Genomic DNA, 20,701 nt, shown 5'->3' with positions numbered 1-20,701 from the left:
TCAGAGGTGGAACTGGGGTGCCGGGGCGGCACCGCGCAGGTAATCGATATCGGTCTCGAACAGCGATTCGGTGCTGCCGTCGGCCTTCACCAGCAGCGCTTCCATGGCCGGCGAACGGCCGTGGATCACGAACAGGCGACCGCCCGGACGCAGCCACGAGGCGAACTGTGACGGCACCACGTCCACTGCGCCAGTGACACAGATCACGTCGAAGCGGCGATCGGTCTGCCAGGTCAGGGCATCGGCCACTTCCACCCGCACGTTGGTGCCCAGGCCGGAAGCGTCCAGGCGCGCGCGCGCAGCGGCGGCCAGTTCCGGGTCGATTTCCAGGCTCAACACGTCGCGCGCCAGCGCGCCGATGCAGGCCGACAGGAAACCGCTGCCGGTACCGATCTCCAGCACTTCATCACCCGGCTGCAGATCCAGCGCCTGCAGGGTGCGGCCTTCGATCACCGGCTTCATCATCTTCTGGCCGTTGCCGATGGGCAGTTCGACATCGGTGTAGGCCAGCGCACGGCGCGCGTCGGCGACGAAGGCCTCGCGCGGCAGGCGGGCCAGGACGTCGAGCACCTTGATGTCCAGCACGTCCCAGGGACGGATCTGCTGTTCTACCATCAGTTCGCGGGCGTGGGCGTAATCAATCGTCATGAGGTTCAAATCCAGCGCAGTGGGCCGGCCATTTTACCGGTGCCGGAGGCCGGCGGCGCGCCCAGAGCATCAGCTGCCGGGTGGCCGGGGTCGCAGTGCCGGAAGTCATCGCGACCTCCGGTTCGTTCAGGTTGGTGCGTTTCGGTCGTTTCCGGCCCCTCGCGGGGCGTAGGCGCGCAGGAAGAAATCGACGCTGGCGGCCACATGGGTCGTGGCGTCGGTCTCGGCCGGGGACAATGGCATGCCGCACATCATATGCATGTGCACCTCGCCCTTCACCAGGGTCAGGAACTGTTGCCCGGCCTGGGCAAAGTCGTCGATCTGCAGTTCGCCGCGTGCCGTGCGCGAGCGCAGGAACTCGGCCAGCGCCTCGCAGGTGCGCAGCGGGCCGGCCTGCCAGAACAGTTCGCGCAGGCGCGCGTCGGTTTCCGGGGCCATCATTACCCGCTGGATCGACAGCGCCGCGTCCGAGGTGATCAGCTCGAAGAAGGCCACGCCAATGCCCAGCAGCTGGTCGCGCAGCGGGCCCTCGGCGTCGGCCACGAACAGCGCATCGGGCAGCATCTCGATGCACTTGGACTGCACCGCCTGCGAGAACAGGGTCTCTTTGTCGCCGAAATGGCTGTAAACGGTCAGCTTCGATACGCCAGCCTGGGCGGCGATGCTGTCCATGCTGACGCCGCTGTAGCCCTGTTCGATGAACAGCACTTTGGCCGCTTCCAGGATGGCAGCGCGCTTGCCCAGGTCCTTCGGACGCCCGGGCCCGGCGGCCTTGGCAGTGGCCTTGGCCGACGGCTTGCGGGAAGTGGGGGAACTCATTGCCGTAATACTAGACCACGCGGTTCGATATTTATACTATACCGGCTGGTTCAATAATGTCCGTGGCGTAACAGAGTGTTGCCGCCGTGGTCCTCCGGATTTCCTTTCAGGTCGTATCGCCATGAAGAACATGCGTTGGTTGGGCGTAGGTGCGCTGGCCGTGGTGCTGGCAGCGTGTGGCAAGCAGGCGGCCGAGCCGGCGCCGGCCCTGCCGGTGCTGGTGGTCCACCCGGTCACCCAGGACGGGCAGGCGCCGGCGGCGTATCCCGGTGAGGTGCGTGCGCGCCAGGAAAGCCCGCTGTCGTTCCGGGTGGGCGGGAACCTGGTCAAGCGCCACGTCGATGCCGGTGAACGGGTGAAGAAGGGCCAGCTGCTGGCCGAACTGGACGTGGCCGACTACGCCTCGCAGGCAGCGGCGTCGCAGGCCCAGTTGGCGGCGGCCGAAGCCGACCTGGTGCGCGCCCGCGATGACCAGAAGCGCTACGCGAAGCTGGCCGAAGACCAGTTGGTGAGCCGATCGGCGCTGGACCAGCAGACCGCCGCTTTCAAGGCGGCGCAGGGCCAGGCCAATGCCGCCCGGGCCAACCTGGCCGTGGCCCGCAACCAGGCCGAGTACGCGCAGCTGCGGGCACCGGCCGATGGCGTGATCGCCAGCCGCCAGGCCGAGGCCGGGCAGGTGGTCAGTGCCGGGCAGACGGTGTTCACCCTGGCCGCCGACGGGGGCCGCGAGGTGCTGATCGCCCTGCCGGAAAGCTCGATCCGCGACTACCAGGTCGGCCAGGCCGTACAGGTGGAACTGTGGAACCGCCCGGGCCAGATGTTGCCCGGCACCCTGCGTGAAATCGCCCCAGCCGCCGATGCGCAGGCCCGCACCTACGCCACCCGCGTCAGCTTGGCGCCGGAAGCGCTGAGCGAAGTGGAACTGGGCCAGAGCGCACGGGTGTTCGCCACGGCGGGCCGCAGCGGCACGCTGCAGTTGCCGCTGGCCGCCGTGCAGCGCGGCGCCGATGGCCAGGCCAGCGTGTGGGTGGTCAATCCTGCCACCGGCGCGCTGAAGGCGACGCAGGTCAAGGTCGGCGCCTACGGTGCGCAGGCCGTACCGGTGCTGTCCGGCGTAGCGGCGAGTGATTGGGTGGTGGCCGCCGGCGGTCATCTGCTGCGCGAAGGCCAGGTGGTGGCGCCGGTGGACCGGCAGAACCGCCCGGTGCTGGCACCGACTGCGCCCGCCGCCAAGGAACACTGAGCCATGCGCCGCTTCAATCTTTCCGAGTGGGCGCTGGGCAACCGCCCGCTGGTGCTGTTTGCCATGCTCGCCTTCGCCGTCATCGGCGCATGGTCGTACAAGCATCTGGGGCAGTCCGAAGATCCGCCGTTCACCTTCAAGGCGATGGTGGTGCGCACGATGTGGCCCGGCGCCACCGCCGAGCAGGTTTCGCGGCAGGTGACCGAGCCGATCGAGAAAGCGCTGATGAACACCGGCGAATACGAGTTCATCCGCTCGTACTCGCGCCCGGGCGAATCGCAGGTGATCTTCATGGCCCGCGACAGCCTGCGTTCCAAGCAGATTCCCGACCTCTGGTACCAGGTGCGCAAGCGCGTGGGCGATATCCGCGCCACCTTGCCGCGCGAGATCGTCGGCCCGTTCTACAACGATGAGTTCGGCGATACCTTCGGCAACATCTACGCCTTGACCGGCGAAGGCTTCGATTACGCAGTGATGCGTGACTACGCCGACCGCATCCAGCTGGAACTGCAGCGCGTGCCCGACGTGGGCAAGATCGATCTGGTTGGCCTGCAGGACGAGAAGGTCTGGATCGAGCTGTCCAACACCAAGCTGGCCACGCTGGGCGTGTCGCTGCAGCAGGTGCAGCAGGCCCTGGCCGATCAGAACGCGGTGACCGCCAGCAGCTTCTTCGAAACCCCGACCGACCGCGTGCAGTTGCGCGTGACCGGTCAGTTCGATTCCATCGACGACATCCGCCGCTTCCCGATCCAGGCCGGCGAGCGCACCGTGCACCTGGGCGACATTGCCGAGATCAAGCGTGGCTTCGCCGATCCCGCCTCGCCGAAGATGCGTTTCATGGGTCAGGATGCGATCGGCCTGGCCGTGGCGATGAAGGACGGCGGTGACATCCTCAAGCTGGGGGCCACGCTGGACGCCGAGTTCGAGCGCCTGCAGAAGACCCTTCCGGCCGGCATGCAGCTGCGCAAGGTGTCCGACCAGCCGCATGCGGTGGAGGAATCGGTCGGCGAGTTCGTGCAGGTGCTGACCGAAGCGGTGGTGATCGTGCTGCTGGTCAGCTTCTTCTCGCTGGGCCTGCGTACCGGTCTGGTGGTCGGCGTGACCATCCCGCTGGTGCTGGCGATGACCTTCTTCGTCATGCACTACTTCGACATCGGCCTGCACAAGATCTCGCTGGGCGCGTTGGTGCTGGCGCTGGGCCTGCTGGTGGACGATGCGATCATCGCGGTGGAAATGATGGCCACCAAGATGGAGCAGGGCTACGACCGCCTGCGCGCGGCCAGCTTTGCCTGGGAATCGACCGCGTTCCCGATGCTGACCGGCACCCTGATCACCGCGGCCGGCTTCCTGCCGATCGCTACGGCCGCGTCCAGTACCGGCGAATACACCCGCTCGCTGTTCCAGGTGGTGACCATCGCCCTGGTGGTGTCGTGGATCGCGGCAGTGCTGTTCATTCCCTACCTGGGCGACAAGATGCTGCCGGACCTGTTCAATCCGCAGCCGCCCAAGCCCGGCAGCCTGGCTGCACGCTGGCATGCGCGCCGCCTGCAGTGGGCCGACCGCCACCCGGCGCTGGCGCGCTGGATCCTGCCCAAGCAGCACGACCACGACCATGATCCGTACCAGCGGCCGTTCTACACCCGCTTCCGCGCGTTCCTGGACCGTTGCCTGCGCCACCGCTGGTGGGTGATCGCCGCAACCATCGCGCTGTTCGTCGGGTCGTTGCTGCTGTTCCGCTTCGTGCCGCAGCAGTTCTTCCCCGATTCCACCCGCCCCGAGTTGATGGTGGACATCGAACTGGCCGAAGGTGCGTCGCTGGCCGCCACCCAGGCCCAGGCCGACAAGCTGGAAAAACTGCTGAAGGGGCGCGCAGGCATCAGCAACTACGTGGCCTACGTCGGCACCGGTTCGCCGCGCTTCTACCTGCCGCTGGACCAGCAGTTGCCGGCCACCAACTTCGCCCAGTTCGTGGTGCTTACCGACGATGCCAAGGCGCGCGAAAGCACCCGCGACTGGATGCTGAAGGACGTGATCAAGCAGTTCCCGGACGTGCAGATGCGCGTGACCCGGCTCGAGAACGGTCCGCCGGTGGGCTATCCGGTGCAGATGCGCGTGTCGGGCGAACACATCGCCCAGGTGCAGGCCATCGCGCGCCAGGTCGAGGCCAAGGTGCGCGAGAACCCGCACGTGATGAACGTCAACCTGGACTGGAGCGAGCCGAGCAAGGTGGTGCGGCTGGTGATCGACCAGGACCGTGCACGCGCGCTGGGGGTGAGCAGCGCCCAGGTCAGCCAGTTCCTCAGCAGTTCGCTGTCGGGCATGAGCGTGAGCACCTATCGTGAAGGCAACCGCCAGATCGAGATGCTGCTGCGGGGGCCGGACAACGAGCGCGCGCAGCTGGACCTGCTGGGCAGCCTGGCCATTCCGACCAGCGGCGGTACCGCCGTGACCCTGTCGCAGGTCGCGCGCCTGGAGTACGCCTTCGAAGACGGCATCATCTGGCACCGCAACCGCCTGCCGACGGTCACCGTGCGTGCGGACATCAGCGATGGCATGCAGGCGCTGGATGTGGTGCAGCAGATCGTGCCGACCCTGGATGGCATCCGTGCCGGGCTGCCCAGTGGCTACCTGCTGGAAACCGGCGGTTCGGTGGAAGACTCCACCCGCGGCCAGGATTCGATCAAGGCCGGCATGCCGCTGTTCCTGATCGTGGTGGCCACCCTGCTGATGCTGCAGCTGCGCAGCTTCTCGCGTGCGGCCATGGTGCTGGTCACCGCGCCGCTGGGCATCATCGGCGCAACGCTGTTCCTGCTGCTGTTCCGCGCACCGTTCGGTTTCGTGGCCTTGCTGGGCACGATCGCGCTGGCCGGCATGATCATGCGCAACTCGGTGATCCTGATCGACCAGATCCAGCAGGACATCGACGCTGGGCACGACCGCTGGCACGCCATCATCGATGCCACCGTCCGCCGCTTCCGCCCGATCGTGCTGACCGCGCTGGCCGCGGTGCTGGCGATGATTCCGCTGTCGCGCAGCGCGTTCTACGGCTCGATGGCGATCTCGATCATGGGCGGCCTGATCGTCGGCACCGTACTGACCCTGGTGTTCCTGCCGGCGCTGTACGCCGCCTGGTTCCGGGTGAAGCCGGACGAATCCGGGGCATGACGCCCCGGGTTTTCGGCCACCGCCTCTGGTAGGTGCCAACCTTGGTTGGCACGCATGGCCGCAGCCACGCATGGCGTGGCCCTACCGCCTTGGTAGGTGCCAACCTTGGTTGGCACGCATGGCCGCAGCCACGCATGGCGTGGTTCCACCGCTTGGTAGGTGCCAACTTTGGTTGGCACGCATGGCCGCAGCCACGCATGGCGTGGCTCTACCGCTTGGTAGGTGCCAACCTTGGTTGGCACGCATGGCTGCATCCACGCATGGCGTGGATCCACCGCTTGGTAGGTGCCAACCTTGGTTGGCACGCATGGCTGCATCCACGCATGGCGTGGATCTACTGAAGCTGCAGACCCTCCCGTAATACCGGCAGCAGCCACTCGATGAACACCTGCACACGCTGCGCACGGTGCTGCCGATGTGGCAGCAGCAGGGTGACCGGCAAAGGCTGTGCCGCGTACTGCGGCATCACCTCCACCAGAGCGCCAGAGCGCAGTTCTTCCTGTACGTCGTAGCGGGGAATCTGCAACAGCCCCAACCCGGCCACGCAGCAGGCGATGGATGCCTCCGCGCTGTTCACCCGCACCCAGCCGGGCATCGGCAGCGTGCGCAGCTGGCTGCCCTCCTGCCACTCCCATGGTTCCACCCGCGCCGTGGTCGGCGAGGCGTAGTTCACCGCACGGTGCTGCTGCAGGTCGGCAGGTTGCTGCGGCACGCCGTTCTCGCGCAGGTAAGCCGGTGACGCCACGTTGGCGAAATCCAGCGCTCCCAACGTGCGTGCCACCAGGCTGGAATCGCCCAGTTGGCCGACCCGCAGCACCGCATCGCAGCCGTCTTCGATCAGGTTCACCGCGCGGTCGGTCATGCCCAGGTCCACTTCCACCTGCGGATGGCGCGCGAAAAAGTCGGGCAGGGCCGGGGCGATGATGCGGCGGCCGATGCGGCTGGGCACGTCGATCTTCAGCAGGCCTACCGGCTGCGCGTCGTCCTGGCGGAAAAGTGATTCGGCGTCTTCGACTTCAGCGAGCAGGCGCAGGCAGCGTGCATGGAATACGTCGCCGTCATGGGTGGTGGATACGCGGCGGGTGGAGCGCTGCAGCAGGCGGGTGCCGAGCCGCTGTTCCAGTTCGGCCACCGCCGCAGAGACCGTAGAGCGGGGCAGGCCGAGCTGGTCGGCGGCGCGGGTGAAGCTGGCGCATTCAACGACCCGGGTGAAGATGCGGAAGCGATCGATCCGGTCCATTGTTCGCTGGCTCTGGAAAGTTAAGTCAATGTGGCGGGCTTTATCCGCTTTTTCCGCACGATATCGTCGTCAGGGCAGGGTTGCCACCCCGGGCAGCCCCCTCCCGAGACCGACGCCATGACCGACCATTCCCTGAAGGGCAAGACCGTGCTGATCGCCGGTGGCGCCAAGAACCTGGGTGGGCTGATTGCCCGCGATTTCGCCGCCCAGGGCGCCAGCGCCATCGTGGTCCACTACAACAGCGCCGCCAGCCAGGCCGACGCAGAGGCCACTGTCGCCGCCGTGCAGGCTGCTGGCAGCAAGGCCATTGCCCTGCAGGGTGACCTGACCTCGGCGGCAGCGGTGGAGCGCCTGTTTGGCGATGCCGTGGCGGCGGTCGGTCGGCCCGATATCGCGATCAATACGGTTGGCAAAGTGCTGAAGAAGCCGATGCTGGAGATCAGTGAAGCGGAGTACGACGAGATGAGCGCGGTCAACGCCAAGGCCGCGTTCTTCTTCCTCAAGGAGGCCGGCCGTCACGTCAACGACGGCGGCCGCATCTGCACCCTGGTCACGTCGTTGTTGGGTGCCTACACGCCGTTCTACTCCAGCTACGCCGGCACCAAGGCGCCGGTCGAGCACTTCACCCGTGCAGCATCGAAGGAGTTCGGCGAACGCGGCATCTCGGTGACCGCGATCGGTCCGGGCCCGATGGACACGCCGTTCTTCTACCCGGCAGAGAGTGCCGATGCGCAGGCGTATCACAAGACTGCAGCGGCGCTGTCGGCGTTCACCCGTACCGGCCTGACCGACATTGCCGATATCGTGCCGTGGATCCGGTTCCTGGTGACCGATGGCTGGTGGATGACCGGGCAGACCGTGCTGGTCAACGGTGGGTACACGACCAAGTAAAGCAGACACGCATAGCGTGGCTGCCTGCTACCTGTAGAGTCGAGCCATGCTCGACTGCTGTCGAATGAGCCGAGCATGGCTCGGCTCTACAGGTGTTGCCGATGGGTCAGCGCAGCTTCGCCAACACCGCGTCGGTGGCGGCCGCCGTGCTCACCGCCTGGCCCTTGGCGGCCAGGTCGGCGGTGAACACGCCGTCGTCCAGCACCGCATGCACGGCTGCTTCGACGACGGCGGCTTCCGCTTCCAGCCCCAGCGAATGGCGCAGCAGCATCGCCGCGCTGAAGATCGTCGCGTAGGGGTTGGCAATGCCCTTGCCGGCGATATCCGGTGCCGAACCGTGGATCGGTTCGTAGATGCCCACCGCGCCCGGTTCACCCAGCGACGCCGACGGCAGCAGACCCAGCGAGCCGGCCAGCATCGAGGCCTCATCGGTGAGGATGTCGCCGAACATGTTCTCGGTCACGATCACGTCGTACTCGCGCGGCTTGGCCAGCAGGTGCATGGCCATTGAATCGACCAGCTGGTGCTCCAGCGCAACGTCCGGGAATTCCTCGCGACCGATGCGTGCGGCCACGTCGCGCCACAGGCGCGAGGTTTCCAGCACGTTGGCCTTGTCCACCGAAGTGACCTTGCCGCGACGCTGCTGCGCCAGGCGGAAGGCGCTGCGCAGCACGCGCTCGATCTCGGTCACGGTGTAGCGGCACAGGTCGCTGGCGCTGTCCGCATCGCGGGTCTTGTCGCCGAAGTAGATGCCACCGGTCAGTTCGCGCACCACCACGAAGTCCACGCCCTGCAGCAGCTCGGCCTTGATCGGCGAGGCGTGCAGTGCGGCTTCATGGGTGCGCACCGGGCGCAGGTTGGCGTACAGGCCCAGTGCCTTGCGGATCGCCAGCAGGCCCTGTTCCGGGCGCACCTTGGCATTGGGGTCGGACCACTTCGGGCCACCCACGGCGCCCAGCAGCACGGCGTTGGCCGCCTGGCAGGCGGCCAGAGTGGTGGCCGGCAGCGGTTCGCCGTGGCGGTCGATGGCGATGCCGCCGATATCGTGCTCGCTGAAGGTGAAGGTGTGGTTGAAGCGTTCGGCGACGGCCTTCAGGACGGCAACCGCGGCGGCGGCCACTTCCGGGCCGATGCCATCACCGGGCAGAACAACAATCTCAGCGTGCATGCTCACTCTCGTAACGTTCGATTTCAGGGACACGGCCCAACAGATACCCCAACTGGTCCACGCCTTCCAGCAGGCAGGTCTGCGAGAAGCCATCCAGCGGGAAGGAATACACCCGGCCATCGGGCGTGCGCAGCTCGCGCGCGGCCACATCGATGGTCAGCTCGTCGTCCGGGCGCTGCATCAGCGCCTGCACGTCGGCCTCGTCCAGCACGATCGGCAGCAGGCCGTTCTTCAGCGAATTGCCGCGGAAGATATCGGCGATCTCGCTGCTGACGATGGCGCGCAGGCCCAGGTCGGTCAGCGCCCAAGGCGCGTGCTCGCGTGAAGAACCACAGCCGAAGTTGCGGCCCGCCAGCAGGATGCTGCGGCCGGCGTTGTGCGGCTGGTTGAAGGCGAAGTCGGCCACCGGCGCACCGTCGGCCTGCCAGCGCCAGTCATTGAACGCGTTGCGGCCCAGGCCAGCGCGCTCGGTGGTGGACAGGAACCGCGCCGGGATGATCTGGTCGGTGTCGATGTTGGTCTGCGCCAGCACCACGCTGGACGAGGTCAGGGTACGGAAACCGGCCATCACGCCACCTCCTGTGCGAACAGTTCGCGGGTATCGGCCACCTGGCCCTTCACCGCGGCCCAGGCCGCGCTCATCGGCGAGGCCAGCAGGGTGCGCGAACCGGGGCCCTGGCGGCCCTCGAAGTTGCGGTTGCTGGTGCTCACGGCCAGCTGGCCGGGGGCGACCAGGTCACCGTTCATGGCGATGCACATCGAACAGCCCGGCTCGCGCCATTCGGCACCGGCGGCACGCACGATCTCGTGGATGCCTTCGGCCTCGGCCTGGCGCTTGACGATTTCCGAACCCGGCACCACCAGCATGCGCACGCCGTCGGCCACGTGGCGGCCACGCAGCACCTGCGCCACTTCGCGCATGTCGCTCAGGCGGCCGTTGGTGCAGGAGCCGACGAACACCACGTCCACCGGCGTACCGGCCAGGGCATGGCCGGGCTGGAAGTGCATGTAGTCCAGGCCCTTCTGCGCGGCGGCATCGTTGGCGGCCGGAATCGGCGCGTCCACCGCGATGGCGGTACCCGGGTGGGTGCCCCAGGTCAGGGTGGGGCGGATGTCGGCGGCATCGATGCGCACTTCGCTGTCGAAGCGTGCGCCGTCATCGCTGCGCAGCTGCTGCCAGCGTGCCACGGCGGCAGCGAAGTCGGCGCCCTTGGGGCCGCGCGGGGTGTTGGCCACGAAGTCGAAGGTGACCTGGTCCGGGGCCACCATGCCGGCGCGCGCGCCGGCTTCGATGGACATGTTGCACAGGGTCATGCGCTGTTCCATGTCCATCGCTTCGATGGTGCTGCCACGGAACTCGATCACATGGCCGGTGCCACCGTTCACGCCGATCACGCCGATGATGTGCAGCACCACGTCCTTGGCGCCCACGCCCGGCGCCAGCGCGCCGTCGACGGTGATCGCCAAGGTCTTGGCCTTGCGCTGCAGCAGGCACTGGGTGGCCAGCACGTGGCCCACTTCGCTGGTGCCGATGCCGAAGGCCAGCGAGCCGAACGCACCGTGGGTGGAGGTGTGGCTGTCACCGCAGACGATGGTCATGCCCGGCTGGGTGAAGCCCTGTTCCGGCGCGATGACGTGGACGATGCCGCGGTTGTCCGAAGCCATGTCGAACAGTTCGATGCCGTACTCGGCGCAGTTGCGCGCCAGGGTGGCCACCTGCGCTTCGGAGGCGGCGCTGGCATAGGGCAGCTTGCCGTCGGCACCGGCCGGCAGGGTCGGGGTGGAATGGTCCATCGTCGCCTTGGTGCGGTCCGGGCGGCGCGGCGCCAGGCCGCGCGCGCGCAGCTCGGTGAAGGCCTGCGGCGAGGTGACCTCGTGGATCAGGTGCAGGTCGATGTACAGCACCGCGGGGGCGCTGTCGGATTCGGGAACCACCACGTGGGCGTCCCACAGTTTGTCGTACAGGGTGCGGGGTGCGGAAGTCATGCGTATGCCTGGCAGAAGTACGAGATAGCGAACATCAGTAAAGAGTATGAAACGGTCAAGTCAGCGACGGCGGGCGAGCACGCGCAGGCGCACGTAGTCGGCCAGCGGCTGGCCAGCGGCGTCACGCGGCAGGTCGTCCAGAAGGGCCGCCGCGGCGTCGCGCACGGTGGCGCGGGCGTCGGCTGGCAGGTCGTCCAGCAGCGGCGCGGCGAACACCCGCAGCCAGCCGGCCACGCCGGTCGGCAGTGCGGTGGGGCGTGGCGTGGTTTCGATCAACTGCACCTGGAAGCCGTGCTGGCGCAGGCGGTCGGCGTAGGCATCGGCAGTGGGGAAGTACCACTGGAACGCACTGGCGCCATGGCCATGGGCCACGCGTGCGGCCTGCACCGCGGCGATGATCGTGGCCACGTTGCCATGGCCGCCGAACTCGGCGACGAAGCGGCCGCCAGGACGCAACGCCCGGCGCACGCCTTCCAGCACGCGGTCGGGGTTGCCCATCCAATGCAGCGCGGCGTTGCTGAACACCGCATCGAATTCACTGTGAAAGGCCAGCGCGTGGCCGTCCATCACCTGCGCATCGACGCCGCGCGCGCGGGCGGCGATCACCAGCTCGGGCGAGGCATCCACGCCGTGCAGGCGGGCGCCGCTCAGTGCCAGTTCGGTGGTGAGCACGCCATCGCCACAGCCCAGGTCCAGGATGCGCTCGCCGGCGCGCGGGTCGAGCAGGCGCGCAACCGCACCGCCGAGCAGCGGCACGAAGCCGGCGTCGATCGCATAGTCCTGGGCATTCCACTGCTGGCCGGCCGAGGCCGTGGTGGGGGTGTCGAAGGCGCTCATGTCACAGTCCTCAGGCGGTGGCGGGGGTCGCGGTTTCGGTGGTGCTGGCGGCGGCCTGGCGCTGGCGCAGCAGACGGTTGGCCACATCCAACCAGGCCAGTGCAGAGGCTTCGATGATGTCCTTGCTGGTGCCGGTACCGTCGTACTCGATGCCTTCATGGCGCACGCTCAGGTTGGCCTCGCCGCGCGCATCGGCGCCGATGCCCACGCTGTGCACCTGGTAGCTGTCCAGCATCAGCTGCACGCCGGTGGCGGCCGACAGCGCGCCGAACAGGGCGTCGACGGGTCCATCGCCCTGCGCGGTCTCGGCCACGCGGTTGCCTTCGGGGTCGGACAGTTCCACCAGGGCGTTGGCGCGGCTGCCGACATCGCTGATGGTCATCGAAGCCAGGCGATAGCCCTGCGCGTTGGACCCGCCCTGCATCAGGGTCTGCAGATCCGCATCGGTTACCACGCGCTGCTGCTCGCACAGGCCCTTGAACTGCTCGAACACCAGCTTCAGCTCGTCTTCTTCCAGCCAGAAGCCCAGCGCACGCAGGCGCGACTCCACGGCGGCGCGGCCGCTGTGGCGGCCCAGCACCATCTGCGAATCTTCCCAGCCCACGTCTTCCGGACGCATGATTTCGTAGGTGCCGCGGTGGCGCAGCATGCCGTGCTGGTGGATGCCCGATTCATGGGCGAAGGCATTGGCGCCCACGATGGCCTTGTTGCGCTGTACCGGCATGCCGACCAGGCGCTGCAGCAGCTGCGAGGTGCCGACGATGCGCGGGGTGTTGATGGCGGTGTCCTGCTCGTAGAACGCCTGGCGCACCTTCAGCGCCATGGTGATCTCTTCCAGCGAGCAGTTGCCGGCGCGCTCGCCGATGCCATTGATCGTGCACTCGACCTGGCGTGCGCCGCCTTCGACGGCGGCCAGCGAGTTGGCCACGGCCAGGCCCAGATCGTTGTGGCAGTGCGCGCTGAAGATCACGTTGGCCGCGTTGGGGACATCGGCCACGCCGGCGATCACCTGCTGGAACATCGCGCGGATTTCTTCCGGGGTGGTGAAGCCCACGGTGTCGGGCAGGTTGATGGTGGTGGCACCGGCGGCGATGGCCACCCGCGAGACCTCGATCAGATAGTCCAGCTCGGTACGGGTGGCATCTTCGGCGGAGAACTCCACGTCGTCGATGTACGAGCGCGCCAGGGTCACGTGCTTGCGCACCGATTCCAGCACCTGCTCGCGGGTCATGCGCAGCTTGTGTTCGCGGTGCAGCGGGCTGGTCGACAGGAACACGTGCAGGCGCGGGTTGGCCGCAGCTTCCAGGGCGCGCGCCGAGGTTTCGATGTCGGCCTGCAGGCAGCGCGACAGCACGGCCAGGGTCAGGCTGGGGCGGCGCAGCTCACGGCCGATCAGGGCCATCGCTTCGCGGTCGGACTGCGAGCTGGCCGGGAAGCCGGTCTCGATGATGTCCACGCCCAGTTCGTCCAGCGCACGCGCCATCACCAGCTTCTGCGGCGGGCTCATGCTGCAGCCGGGGGACTGCTCGCCGTCACGCAGGGTGGTGTCGAAGATGCGGATGCGCGGGGTGGTAATTCGTTCGATGGTGGTCACAGGGAAATCTCCTCGACAGCGGGCGTTGCGGCTTGCAGGTGGGAAGGGGAAGGGGAAGCGGTGGGAACGCTGGCCTTGGCGGGCGAGCGCGGTGGCGTACGGTTGGCGTCGGTGCGGCGCCTGCGCGGTTTGCGCGGCGGCCGCGGGCGGATGTCGGTGAGCAGGCCGGCCAGCACACCGGCGTCGATGTTGCCGCCGGACACCACCGCACACTTGCGGCGGCCGGCCACGCGGCGCCCGGCGGCCAGCGCCAGCGCACCGGCGCCTTCGGCGATGATGTGTTCTTCCAGCGCCAGCCGCACCAGCGTCTCGCGCAGTTCGGCTTCGCGCACGATCACCACGTCGTCCAGCAGCGAGGTGCAGAGGCGGCGGGTCAGGAAGCCGGGAATCTTCACCCGTACACCGTCGGCCAGCGACGGCACCGGTGCGATCTCGCGCACGTCACCGCTGATCGCGCGGGCCATGGAATCCACGCCCTCGACCTGCGCGCCGATCACGCGCACGCCCTGCGATTTCAGTGCCAGCGCCACGCCGGACGCCAGGCCACCGCCGCCGATCGGCACGATCACCACGTCCATGGCGTGGGCGGCCAGTTCGATGCCGACCGTGCCCTGGCCGGCAATCACGTCGGCATCGTCGAACGCCGACAGGAAACGGTAGCCGTGGCGCTGCGCCAGTTCCACGGCGAAGGCATAGGCCTCGTCATAGCTGTTGCCGTGCTGGCGCACGGTGGCGCCCCAGTGGGCGACGCCGGCGATCTTGGTGGCCGGTGCGCCGTGCGGCATCACGGTGATGGCTGGCACGTCCAGGCGATAGGCGGCCCAGGCCACGCCCTGGGCGTGGTTGCCGGCCGAGGCGCAGATGACCGGCCGGGTATCACCGCGTTCGCGGCCGGCCAGCAGCGCGTTCAGCGCACCACGCACCTTGTAGGAGCCGGTGCGCTGCAGGTTCTCCAGCTTCAGCCAGGTACCGAAGCGTTCGGCATGGTGCAGCGGGGTAGGCGGCAGGAAGCGGCGCAGGCGGGCCTGCGCAGCCAGAACGTCGGCAACGCTTACGTCGCCGACATCGCTTTCGGTGCTGGCATCAGCGGCCGGCATGGGCCACCTGCGGGCGGCGGCACGGCGCCGCATGCGCGAACGGGCGACGAAGAAGACGCCCCCGTACCGGCACCGTGGTTTCTACGATACGGGTGTTCATGATGCGGCTCCTTCCAGTGCGGTGATCTGCACCGACACGCAGTCGTAGATCTTTTCGATCTGCCGGCACAGCGTTTCGGCCGGGCGCTGCCCGTCCACCACCAGCTGCAGGTGCCAGCGGCCTTCGTCGCTGTCCACTGGCGCGCCGCTGATCGCGCGCGGCGCGAAGCCGCGGCGTTCGGCCATGCCGATCACGCGCAGCAGCGCGCCCTCGGCCGGGTGCAGCACCAGGTCAAGCCGGTATTGCATTGGGGGTCTCCTGGCGGGCGTGGGCGGGATTGCTTTCCAGCATGGTGCTGTTGGCGGTGTTGGGCGGCACCAGCGGCCATACGTTGGCGCGGGCGTCGATGGCCACGTGCAGCAGGGCCGGGCCCGGCTCGGCCAGCAGCGCGGCCAGGCCACCTTCCACGTCGTCGCGGGTGTCGATGCGGGTGGCGGCAATGCCGAACACCTTGGCCAGAGCCACGAAGTCCGGGTTGTCGGACAGGTCGATCTCGCTGTAGCGCTCGGCGAAGAACAGTTCCTGCCACTGCCGCACCATGCCCAGCGAACTGTTGTCCAGCAGCACGATCTTCACCGGCAGGCGGCAACGGGCGATGGTGGCCAGTTCCTGCACGTTCATCATGAAGCTGCCATCGCCGGACACCAGCACCACGGTACGGTCGGGGCAGGCGAACTGCGCCCCCATCGCTGCGGGCAGGCCGAAGCCCATGGTGCCCAGTGCGCCACTGGTCAGGTGGTTGCGCGGGTGGTTGAAGCGGCAGTGCTGGGCAACCCACATCTGGTGCTGGCCAACATCGCAGGCGATCACCGCATCGGACGGGGCCAGTTCGCTCAGCCGCTTCAGCAGCGCCGGGGCGTAGATGTGCTGGCCCGGCGCGTCGTAGCGGGCGGCGAAGCGATCACGGTGCTGTGCACAGCGCTTGCGCCATGCGTCCTGGTGGGCCTTGGGGGAGGGGAAGGCCGCACGCAGGGCGCGGATCGCATGGCCCACGTTGCCGGGCACGGCGACATCGGCGCTGCGCAGTTTGGAGATTTCGTACGCGTCGGCGTCGATGTGGACCACGCGGGCGAACGGGGCGAACTCGGCCAGCTTGCCGGTGGCACGGTCATCGAAGCGTGCACCCAGCACCAGCAGCAGATCGCTCTCCTGCACGGCCATGTTCGCCGCACGGGTGCCGTGCATGCCCAGCATGCCCAGCGACTGCGGGTGCTGCGGGGGCAGCGCGCCCAGGCCACGCAGGGTCATCACGGTGGGGATGGCGCTGGCCTCGACGAAGTCGCGCAGGTCCTGCACGGCCTCGCCCAGGGCGATGCCACCGCCGGCGTAGACCACCGGCTTTTCGGCCGCGGCCAGCGCGGCGATGGCTTCAGCAATGGTGGCATCGGCGGCGGCCGCCGGCGGTTCAACGCTGGTCGGCACATGGGCCGGCAGATGGCTGGCATCGGCCAGCTGCACGTCCTTGGGCAGGTCGATCAGCACCGGGCCGGGGCGGCCTTCGCGGGCGATGCGGAAGGCATCGGCCACCACGCGCGGCAGGTCATCGACGCTGCGCACCAGCCAGCTGTGCTTGACGATGGGCATGGTCAGGCCAAACACATCCAGTTCCTGGAAGGCATCGGTGCCCAGCAGTGGCGTGCCGACCTGGCCGGTGATGCAGACCATGGGCACCGAATCCAGCATCGCATCGGCGATGCCGGTCACCAGGTTCGACGCGCCCGGGCCGGAAGTGGCCACGCAGACGCCGACCTGGCCGCTGGCGCGGGCAAAGCCGTTGGCTGCCAGCGCCGCGCCCTGCTCATGGCGCACCAGGATGTGCTTCAGCGCCGAATCCACCAGCGCGTCGTAGAACGGCATGATGGTGCCGCCCGGGTAACCGAACAGCGTACGGACACCCTCGGCCTCCAGCGCCTGGGTCAGCCAGCGCGCGCCGTTGGGCGGCGCGCTGCGGTGTGTGGAAGAGTTCATGGGGGGAACCTTGCAAAGCGGGTGGGGGAGGGCCGCGTGGTTACGCGGCCTGTCCTTGCAACCAGACCATCTTGGCGCGCAGTTCCTTGCCTACCTTTTCGATCGGGTGCTCCAGGTCGGCCTGCTTGAACTTGTTGTAGTTCGGCAGGCCCGCTTCGTACTCGGCCACCCAGTTCTTGGTGAAGGTGCCGTCCTGGATGTCCTTCAGGACTTCCTTCATGCGCTCCTTGGTGCCGGCGTCGATCACCCGCGGGCCGCTCACGTAGTCACCGTACTGCGCGGTTTCCGAGATGAATTCCAGCATGCGCGAGATGCCGCCTTCGTAGAACAGGTCCACGATCAGCTTCAATTCGTGCAGCACTTCGTAGTAGGCGATTTCCGGCTGGTAGCCGGCTTCCACCAGGGTTTCGAAGCCAGCCTGCACCAGCGCCGAGGCACCGCCGCACAGCACCGCCTGTTCGCCGAACAGATCGGTTTCGGTTTCTTCCTTGAAGGTGGTCTGGATCAGGTTGGCGCGCGCGCCGCCCAGGCCGGCCGCATAGGCCTGCGCATGCTGCGCGGCCTGGCCGCTGGTGTCCTGGTAGACCGCCCAGATGCACGGCACGCCACGACCGATCTCGTATTCGCGGCGCACCAGCGCGCCCGGGCCCTTCGGCGCGACCAGCACCACGTCCAGGTCGGCGCGCGGTTCGATCATGCCGTAGTGCACGTTCAGGCCGTGGGCGAACAACAGGCAGGCGCCCTGCTTCATGTTCGGCGCCAGCACCTCGTTGTAGAGCTTCTTCTGCACCATGTCCGGGGTCAGCACGGCCACCAGGTCGGCATCCTTCACCGCGTCAGCCGGAGCCACCACGGTGAAACCATCGGCCTGGGCCTTGGCTTCGGTCGGGCCACCCGGGCGCAGGCCTACCACCACGTCGAAGCCGGATTCACGCAGGTTCAGCGCGTGGGCGCGGCCCTGGCTGCCGTAACCGATGACGGCGATCTTGGTCTGGGGCAGGGAGTTGGTGCTCATGGGGGAGGTTCCTTGGCTGGGAAGAAAAAAGACGGCCGGCAGTCGAAGCGACGTACCGGCCGGTCAGGGGAAAACGGGGGAGGAGGCGCCGCGCATCGCACGGGCACAGCCACCACGGCAGGGCGTGGTGGTGCAGGTCCGGGTTTTGCGGGAGGCGGTATGCATGGTCGTGGCTGGATGGCTGAGTGGTTGCGTGTGAAACCAGGTCCTGAAATGAAAAAACCCGCACCTGGGTGGGTGCGGGTTTCTGATCGAGTTCCGGTGTGTGGTGTCTGCTTACACGCTGGCTCGTCCCGCACCTGTGGGCTGGCTAATAAGTACGAGCACGAGAAGCGAACGCAGCGATGCGGCGCCGGAATCGGCGGCTTCAGTAGCGGTTCGCAGGGGCGGGTGGCGTTGCAGCATGGGATCGAGAGAAACATAGCCATTTCGGCGGTGTCAACCCTGGCAACGGGTTTTTCATCGGTTTCGCCTGTATCCGGCGAGAAGGCTTGCGGCACAAGGATGGTTGCCGCTGAAAGTGTTTCAGTGAACCGGAATTCACTCTTTTCAGCGGGGTTTTTGCGCGGATTTGCAGGTGATTTCGCCCCGCGCCCTGGATTCACCGACGCCCGCAGCGGTGCAGGCATCCTGCCCTGGTAGGTGCGGACCTTGGTCCGCACTGGCTTCCCCGAAGCCAGCAGCGGTGCAGGCATCCTGCCCTGGTAGGTGCGGACCTTGGTCCGCACTGGCTTCCCCGAAGCCAGCAGCGGTGCAGGCATCCTGCCCTGGTAGGTGCGGACCTTGGTCCGCACCTACCGAAACCGACGGCCGTGCGGACCAAGGTCCGCACCTACCGAAACCGAGGGCCGTGCGGACCAAGGTCCGCACCTACCGAAACCGAGGGCCGTGCGGACCAAGGTCCGCACCTACCGAAACCGAGGGCCGTGCGGACCAAGGTCCGCACCTACCGAAACCGAGGGCCGTGCGGACCAAGGTCCGCACCTACCGAAACCGAGGGCCGTGCGGACCAAGGTCCGCACCTACCGAAACCGAGGGCCGTGCGGACCAAGGTCCGCGCCTACCGAAACCGACGGCCGTGCGGACCAAGGTCCGCACCCACCCAAGTACCGCCGCCCATGACCTCTGCCCGATTCCGGCTGCCGCCCGAAGCGGCGAAGATCAGGACACCACCCTTCCATCGGACCCCAACCGTGTCCCGACGCCTTGCCCGTTCCCTGCTTGCCGCTGCCGTGCTGGCCGCGGTCCCCGCCGTGTCCAGTGCCGCCGACCGCATCACCGGCCAGACCTTTGCCACCCGTTCCGAAGTGATTGCCCCGCACGCAATGGCCGCCACCTCGCAGCCGCTGGCCACCCAGATCGCGCTGGACGTGATGAAGGGCGGCGGTTCGGCCGTCGATGCCGCCATTGCCGCCAACGCCGCGCTGGGGCTGATGGAGCCGACCGGCAACGGCATCGGCGGCGACCTGTTCGCCATCGTCTGGGACCCGAAGACGAAGAAGCTTTACGGTTACAACGGCTCGGGACGTTCGCCGAAGTCGCTCACCCTGGCCGAGTTCCAGCGCCGTGGCCTCAAGGAGATCCCCGCCACCGGTCCGCTGCCGGTATCGGTGCCCGGCGCGGTCGACGGCTGGTTCGCCCTGCACGACCGCTTCGGCCGCAAGCCGATGGCCGACAATCTGGCCCCGGCCATCCGCTACGCGCGCGAAGGCCACCCCGTGGCCGAAGTGATTGCCTATTACTGGGATCGTTCGGTGCCACGCCTGTCCAAGTACCCCGGCTTCACCGAGCAGTTCACCATCGACGGTCACGCCCCGCGCAAGGGCCAGATGTGGAAGAACCCGAACCTGGCCGACACCCTGCAGAAAATCGCCGACGGTGGCCGCGATGCGTTCTACAAGGGCGACGTGGCGCGCACCATCGGTGATTACTTCAAGGCCAACGGCGGTTATCTCAGCTACCAGGACATGGCCGACCACCACGGTGAATGGGTCGAGCCGGTCAGCAGCAACTACCGCGGCTATGACGTGTGGGAACTGCCGCCCAACAGCCAGGGCATTGCCGCGCTGCAGATCCTCAACGTGCTGGAAGGTTACGACTTCTCGAAGATTCCGTTCGGCTCGCCCGAGCATGTGCACCTGTTCGTGGAAGCCAAGAAGCTGGCCTTCGCCGATCGCGCGCGTTTCTATGCCGACATGGCCTTCCAGCCGGCGCCGGTGCAGAAGCTCATTTCCAAGGATTACGCCGCGCAGCGCCGCGCGCTGATCTCGATGGACAAGGCACTGAAGGAAGTGCAACCGGGCACGCCCAAGCAGCTCGAACAGGGCGACACGATCTACATGACCGTGGCCGACAGCGACGGCATGATGGTCTCGCTCATCCAGTCCAACTACCGTGGCATGGGCAGCGGCATGGCACCGCCGGGGCTGGGCTTCATCCTGCAGGACCGCGGCGAGATGTTCGTGCTGCAGAAGAACCATCCCAACGGCTACGCGCCGGGCAAGCGCCCGTTCCAGACCATCATTCCGGCCTTCATTACCAAGGACGGCAAGCCGTACGCCAGCTTCGGCGTGATGGGCGGAGCGATGCAGCCGCAGGGCCATGCGCAGATCGTGATGAACCTGGTGGACTTCGGCATGAATCTGCAGGAAGCCGGCGATGCGCCGCGCATCCAGCATGAGGGGTCCACCGAGCCCACCGGCCAGGCCACGGCCATGAGCGATGGTGGCGAAGTGAACCTGGAAACCGGCTTCCCCTATGAGACCGTGCGCGCACTGATGCGCAAGGGCCACCGCGTGGTGTTCGCCGATGGCCCCTATGGCGGTTACCAGGCGATCCTGCGTGATCCGGAAACCGGTGTGTACTTCGGCGCCTCGGAAAGCCGCAAGGATGGCCAGGCGGCGGGCTACTGAGCCCGCCTGTGCTCTAAT

16 protein-coding genes are annotated in these 20,701 nt (G+C 67.6%); 4 read left to right on the top strand and 12 right to left on the bottom strand.

The genetic code is table 11. The features are described from left to right. Together C1933_RS16270 and C1933_RS16265 are read right to left on the bottom strand one after the other, a co-directional pair. Window positions 1–648 carry a protein-L-isoaspartate O-methyltransferase gene (locus C1933_RS16270; RefSeq protein WP_108750596.1) on the bottom strand — a complete coding sequence of 216 codons (648 nt, stop codon included), beginning with the start codon at window positions 646–648 and terminating at the stop codon, window positions 1–3. A gap of 126 nt (window positions 649–774) precedes the next feature. Then, the gene (locus C1933_RS16265) at window positions 775–1,467 is read right to left on the bottom strand and encodes a TetR/AcrR family transcriptional regulator (protein ID WP_108754087.1); all 693 of its coding nucleotides are present in this window, start codon (window positions 1,465–1,467) and stop codon (window positions 775–777) included. 121 nt (window positions 1,468–1,588) lie between these two features. Between C1933_RS16265 and C1933_RS16260 the strand changes: the two genes are divergently transcribed. Together C1933_RS16260 and C1933_RS16255 are read left to right on the top strand one after the other, a co-directional pair. Then, entirely contained in the window at window positions 1,589–2,710 is a 1,122-nt protein-coding gene (locus C1933_RS16260) for an efflux RND transporter periplasmic adaptor subunit (protein ID WP_108754086.1), read from the top strand. Between the two features lie 3 nt (window positions 2,711–2,713). Further along, window positions 2,714–5,875, top strand: a complete 3,162-nt coding sequence (locus C1933_RS16255; RefSeq protein ID WP_108754085.1) for an efflux RND transporter permease subunit — start codon at window positions 2,714–2,716, stop codon at window positions 5,873–5,875. A gap of 334 nt (window positions 5,876–6,209) precedes the next feature. Here the strand turns inward: C1933_RS16255 and C1933_RS16250 are convergent, their stop codons facing one another. Continuing rightward, a complete protein-coding gene (locus C1933_RS16250; protein ID WP_108754084.1) occupies window positions 6,210–7,115 on the bottom strand; it encodes a LysR family transcriptional regulator in 906 nt (301 codons plus the stop codon). Window positions 7,116–7,232: 117 nt separating this feature from the next. Here C1933_RS16250 and C1933_RS16245 point away from each other — a divergent pair, with 117 nt between their 5' ends. Beyond that, complete coding sequence (locus C1933_RS16245) at window positions 7,233–8,006, top strand: SDR family oxidoreductase (RefSeq protein ID WP_108754083.1); 774 nt, start codon at window positions 7,233–7,235, stop codon at window positions 8,004–8,006. 106 nt (window positions 8,007–8,112) lie between these two features. Here C1933_RS16245 and leuB read toward each other — a convergent pair whose 3' ends face one another. From leuB to ilvC, 9 genes are all read right to left on the bottom strand, one after another. Next, a complete protein-coding gene (gene leuB, locus C1933_RS16240; RefSeq protein ID WP_108754082.1) occupies window positions 8,113–9,174 on the bottom strand; it encodes a 3-isopropylmalate dehydrogenase in 1,062 nt (353 codons plus the stop codon). Next, window positions 9,164–9,742 (bottom strand): 3-isopropylmalate dehydratase small subunit, encoded by a 579-nt coding sequence (leuD, locus tag C1933_RS16235; RefSeq protein ID WP_108754081.1) that lies wholly within the window; start codon window positions 9,740–9,742, stop codon window positions 9,164–9,166. The genes leuB and leuD overlap by 11 nt, the downstream gene beginning before the upstream one ends. Next, window positions 9,742–11,160, bottom strand: coding sequence for a 3-isopropylmalate dehydratase large subunit (gene leuC, locus C1933_RS16230; protein WP_108754080.1), 1,419 nt, complete (start codon window positions 11,158–11,160; stop codon window positions 9,742–9,744). The genes leuD and leuC overlap by 1 nt, the downstream gene beginning before the upstream one ends. Before the next feature lie 60 nt (window positions 11,161–11,220). Continuing rightward, a complete protein-coding gene (locus C1933_RS16225) occupies window positions 11,221–11,997 on the bottom strand; it encodes a class I SAM-dependent methyltransferase (protein ID WP_108754079.1) in 777 nt (258 codons plus the stop codon). Window positions 11,998–12,007: 10 nt separating this feature from the next. Beyond that, window positions 12,008–13,591 carry a 2-isopropylmalate synthase gene (locus C1933_RS16220; protein WP_108754078.1) on the bottom strand — a complete coding sequence of 528 codons (1,584 nt, stop codon included), beginning with the start codon at window positions 13,589–13,591 and terminating at the stop codon, window positions 12,008–12,010. After that, window positions 13,588–14,688, bottom strand: coding sequence for a threonine dehydratase (locus C1933_RS16215; RefSeq protein WP_108750605.1), 1,101 nt, complete (start codon window positions 14,686–14,688; stop codon window positions 13,588–13,590). The genes C1933_RS16220 and C1933_RS16215 overlap by 4 nt, the downstream gene beginning before the upstream one ends. Before the next feature lie 96 nt (window positions 14,689–14,784). Next, window positions 14,785–15,036, bottom strand: coding sequence for an ACT domain-containing protein (locus C1933_RS16210; protein ID WP_108750606.1), 252 nt, complete (start codon window positions 15,034–15,036; stop codon window positions 14,785–14,787). Then, the gene (gene ilvG, locus C1933_RS16205; protein ID WP_108754077.1) at window positions 15,020–16,756 is read right to left on the bottom strand and encodes an acetolactate synthase 2 catalytic subunit; all 1,737 of its coding nucleotides are present in this window, start codon (window positions 16,754–16,756) and stop codon (window positions 15,020–15,022) included. The genes C1933_RS16210 and ilvG overlap by 17 nt, the downstream gene beginning before the upstream one ends. A 40-nt stretch (window positions 16,757–16,796) precedes the next feature. After that, entirely contained in the window at window positions 16,797–17,771 is a 975-nt protein-coding gene (ilvC, locus tag C1933_RS16200; protein ID WP_108754076.1) for a ketol-acid reductoisomerase, read from the bottom strand. A gap of 1,193 nt (window positions 17,772–18,964) precedes the next feature. On the opposite strand from ilvC, the gene ggt reads away from it, so the two are divergent. Then, window positions 18,965–20,683, top strand: coding sequence for a gamma-glutamyltransferase (gene ggt, locus C1933_RS16195; protein ID WP_108754075.1), 1,719 nt, complete (start codon window positions 18,965–18,967; stop codon window positions 20,681–20,683). The last annotated feature ends 18 nt before the right edge of the window (window positions 20,684–20,701 follow it).

It is taken from the genome of Stenotrophomonas sp. ZAC14D2_NAIMI4_6, assembly GCF_003086875.1.
GTDB lineage: Bacteria > Pseudomonadota > Gammaproteobacteria > Xanthomonadales > Xanthomonadaceae > Stenotrophomonas.
This window is presented reverse-complemented; position numbering and strand designations above follow the sequence as displayed.